3 protein-coding genes are annotated in these 2,853 nt (G+C 57.6%); 2 read left to right on the top strand and 1 reads right to left on the bottom strand.

The window, feature by feature from the left end; genetic code table 11:
- Positions 1-31: 31 nt before the first annotated feature.
- Positions 32-379, top strand: a complete 348-nt coding sequence (locus HMPREF2604_RS14475; RefSeq protein WP_070563098.1) for a CPBP family intramembrane glutamic endopeptidase — start codon at positions 32-34, stop codon at positions 377-379.
- Between the two features lie 126 nt (positions 380-505).
- Here the strand turns inward: HMPREF2604_RS14475 and mgtE are convergent, their stop codons facing one another.
- Positions 506-1,870 carry a magnesium transporter gene (gene mgtE, locus HMPREF2604_RS02875; RefSeq protein ID WP_070530090.1) on the bottom strand — a complete coding sequence of 455 codons (1,365 nt, stop codon included), beginning with the start codon at positions 1,868-1,870 and terminating at the stop codon, positions 506-508.
- Between the two features lie 88 nt (positions 1,871-1,958).
- On the opposite strand from mgtE, the gene HMPREF2604_RS02870 reads away from it, so the two are divergent.
- Positions 1,959-2,853, top strand: an 895-nt coding sequence (locus tag HMPREF2604_RS02870; RefSeq protein ID WP_246818362.1) for a DUF2262 domain-containing protein, incomplete at its 3' end; no start/stop codon positions are given.

The raw sequence follows: 2,853 nt of genomic DNA, 5'->3' as shown, positions 1-2,853 counted from the left end.
TGAGGTAGGAACTAAACCCAGGACGCTTCATGTGGTGTCGTCGGCTAGTCTGGCCATACCGGGGGTGGTTCTGTCTCAAGGGGTAAGCCTTGCTGTCATTTTCAGGGCTATAGGCGAGGAAGTGTTTTTCCGAGGATTTGTTGGCGGCTTACTTCTTCGATCCTGGGGGTTCTGGGGTGGTAACACGCTCCAAGCGGGAGTTTTTCTTCTGCCTCATTTGATGTTGTTGAGCTTCGATGCGCAGTTGTGGCCCATACTTCCGGTTCAGTTTCTCTGCGGGTGGATCCTGGGAGTGGTGCGATACCGCTCGGGAAGCGTCATTGAATGCGCGATATTGCACGCTGCTATTAACCTTGCAATTGGACTGCTTGCGGGATAAGCGAAGGATTGTGCGCGGGCGCTCAGGGCGGTTAGTGGCTGTCAATTCGCACCAAAGATTGGGGCGCGGGCTTATTCGTCATGTAGCAGGCGTTGTACGGCTTGGCGGACACCCTTCTGTATCCAGTTAGATTCCCAAGACAGACTTCGCAATGAAGAAGTAGACGATCAAGCCCGTTGCATCACAGAAGGTGGAGATGAATGGGTTAGAGAAGACCGCAGGGTCCGCGCCAACAGTTTTAGCCACAATGGGCATGAGTCCGCCTACCGTCGCGGACATCGAACAAATGAGAAACAGGGTGGAGCCGATGACGAGGCCGATATCTAGGCCATAGATGACCGTCGCCAAGACAAGCCCGGCCAGCCCCAGCACAGCGCCCAGCAACATTCCGACGCGCAATTCCCGCCACATGACTGCCAAGAGGTCGCGTGTGCGGACGTCGCCAAGCGCGAGCGCTCGTGTGACGGTCGTTGCTGCCTGATTTCCTGTATTGCCGCCCGTGCCGGTGAGCAGAGGGATGAACAGAGACAATACAACTGCCTTGGCCAAGGTGTCTTCGAAAGAATCGAGAACCCGCACAGTCAACAGCGCTGACACAGCGAGCACGAGCAGCCAGAGAATACGGGAGCGGACGAGCTTGAGAAGGGGCGTCGACAAGTACGGCTGCTGGAGCGCTTCCGTACCACCGGAACGAGCCGAGTCCTCGCTGTCCGCTTCCTCCATAATGTCGGTGGCATCGTCCCAGGTAAGAAGGCCAACGAGGCGGTGCGAATCATCCACAATCGGCAGCGCCAGCATGTCGAGGGGCAAGAACCAGCGGACGGTCTCTTCGGCGTCGGCAGTCGCGTATGCATACACCGGCTCGTTCATGATGTCCTCAATGAGAATGCCGCGTTCAGCCGTGAAGAGCTCGCGCAGGCTGACGACGCCCACCAGACGCCGGTCCTTACGCGTCACAGGAACGGTATAGATGGTTTCCAGCTCATCGGCGTTGTCGCGGAGGGTGCGCAGGGCATCTTCCATGCTCATTTCCGGGTGGATATTGGGGACCTCCGGCGACATACGGCGGCCGACGGAGCCCTTCGTGTAACCAAGAATCACTCCGGTCACATCGCGCTGAGTCTGAGTTAGCGAACGGAGGAGGCGATCCGCAATTTCCGCAGGAAGCTCGTCCAGCAGGGCCACGCGGTCTTCGGGATCCAGCTCGTCGAAGAATTCGTAGACATCGGCGTTGCCCAACTCGTCAATGATGTCCGCTTGGTGTTTGGCATCAAGCGCATCGAAGACCGCGATAGATTTTTCACGCGGCAGCAGCCTTAACGCCAATGCGGCGCGGAGAGCATTCTGGCGCTCCACAATCGCGATGAGCTCTTGACGTGGAACGCGAGCTAAGAGCTCTTGGAGCCGAGGAGCCTTTTGGGGGTCGATGGCGTCTTCTTGCTTGAGCCACTCCTCAACAATTTCGGTGGCCTGCTCAATCGTTTCTGCCATCGGCTTTTCGCCCTTCTACTCGACGTCAACCTCCTCAGACTACGCCATGCAGCGCTGCACGGTCTTATCACAGATGTACTATTGCGGCATGCTTTCCCTCTACCGTGAATTCTCGGACAATGACGTCGTCAGCTCTATCTTGCGCTGCGAGGAGGCAGAGTTTCTCTTCGTTGTGGCAGATGTGCCGAAGAAGTGGGTGAGCGATGATCCCTACGCTGAGGACAAGACGCATATTCAGCTCATGAACATGCCTGGAGTCGCCTTAAAGATGCTGCCCGGGGGCGAGCTGATTACTGGTGACGTCGGCGTGCGCTATCCGCAGCTCTTCCAGACAGTCGCGGGAAAGACGCTGTGGGATCCGCGCGAAGTTGCAGAGCTTGAGTCTTTCACGGTGATTCATGCTCGGGGCAGCCACCACTTCCACGAGAGGAGCAAAGCACACTATGTCGATATCTGGGAGATCCTCCCAGATGTGGAAGACGAGGCAATGGAGCAACTCCTCGCTCGGATTGCCGTTCCGGTAGAGCTTGATTCCAAGTTCGGTCCGTTGGTGCTCGATCGCAGTACGAACACGTTCGACGGTAGGGCAGAAGAGCTCGGAGTTGATTTCAGCATCTGGTACGAAGGGGAGGAGCTTCTCCTCGCGGAGAGCACGAACCTAGGCCGAAAATTCAAGGCACCCCTCACCGTTATCAATAAGGTCCTCAGCGCCGAGTTCATTGATGAGGCCCGGCGCTTTGCCGCCAAAAGAGCTCTTCGAGCTGCGAACCGCTGGCGCCATGACGTCGCCCTGTCTGAAGGCGCCAACGCCCCGGCACCTGAGCTCACGGCTGGCGACGTATACGCCAAACTCACGCCCGTTGCCGTTGAGGTCCCCCAACGCGGACACCTCAGCGTGGAATTCGATGATGGCTATCTTTTTGGTGGGCACGCCGTAACGGTGAAGACTAAACGGGCTCTTCCGGTTTCGGGGTGCGTAGCGG

The sequence above is a fragment of the Corynebacterium sp. HMSC055A01 genome (genome assembly GCF_001809405.1).
GTDB classification, from domain to species: Bacteria; Actinomycetota; Actinomycetes; order Mycobacteriales; family Mycobacteriaceae; genus Corynebacterium; species Corynebacterium hesseae.
This window is presented reverse-complemented; position numbering and strand designations above follow the sequence as displayed.

What these genes read in the sequence shown, in the direction of transcription:
- mgtE (WP_070530090.1), bottom strand. Translation starts at nt 1,870, where the DNA reads ATGGCAGAAACGATTGAGCAGGCCACCGAAATTGTTGAGGAGTGGCTC.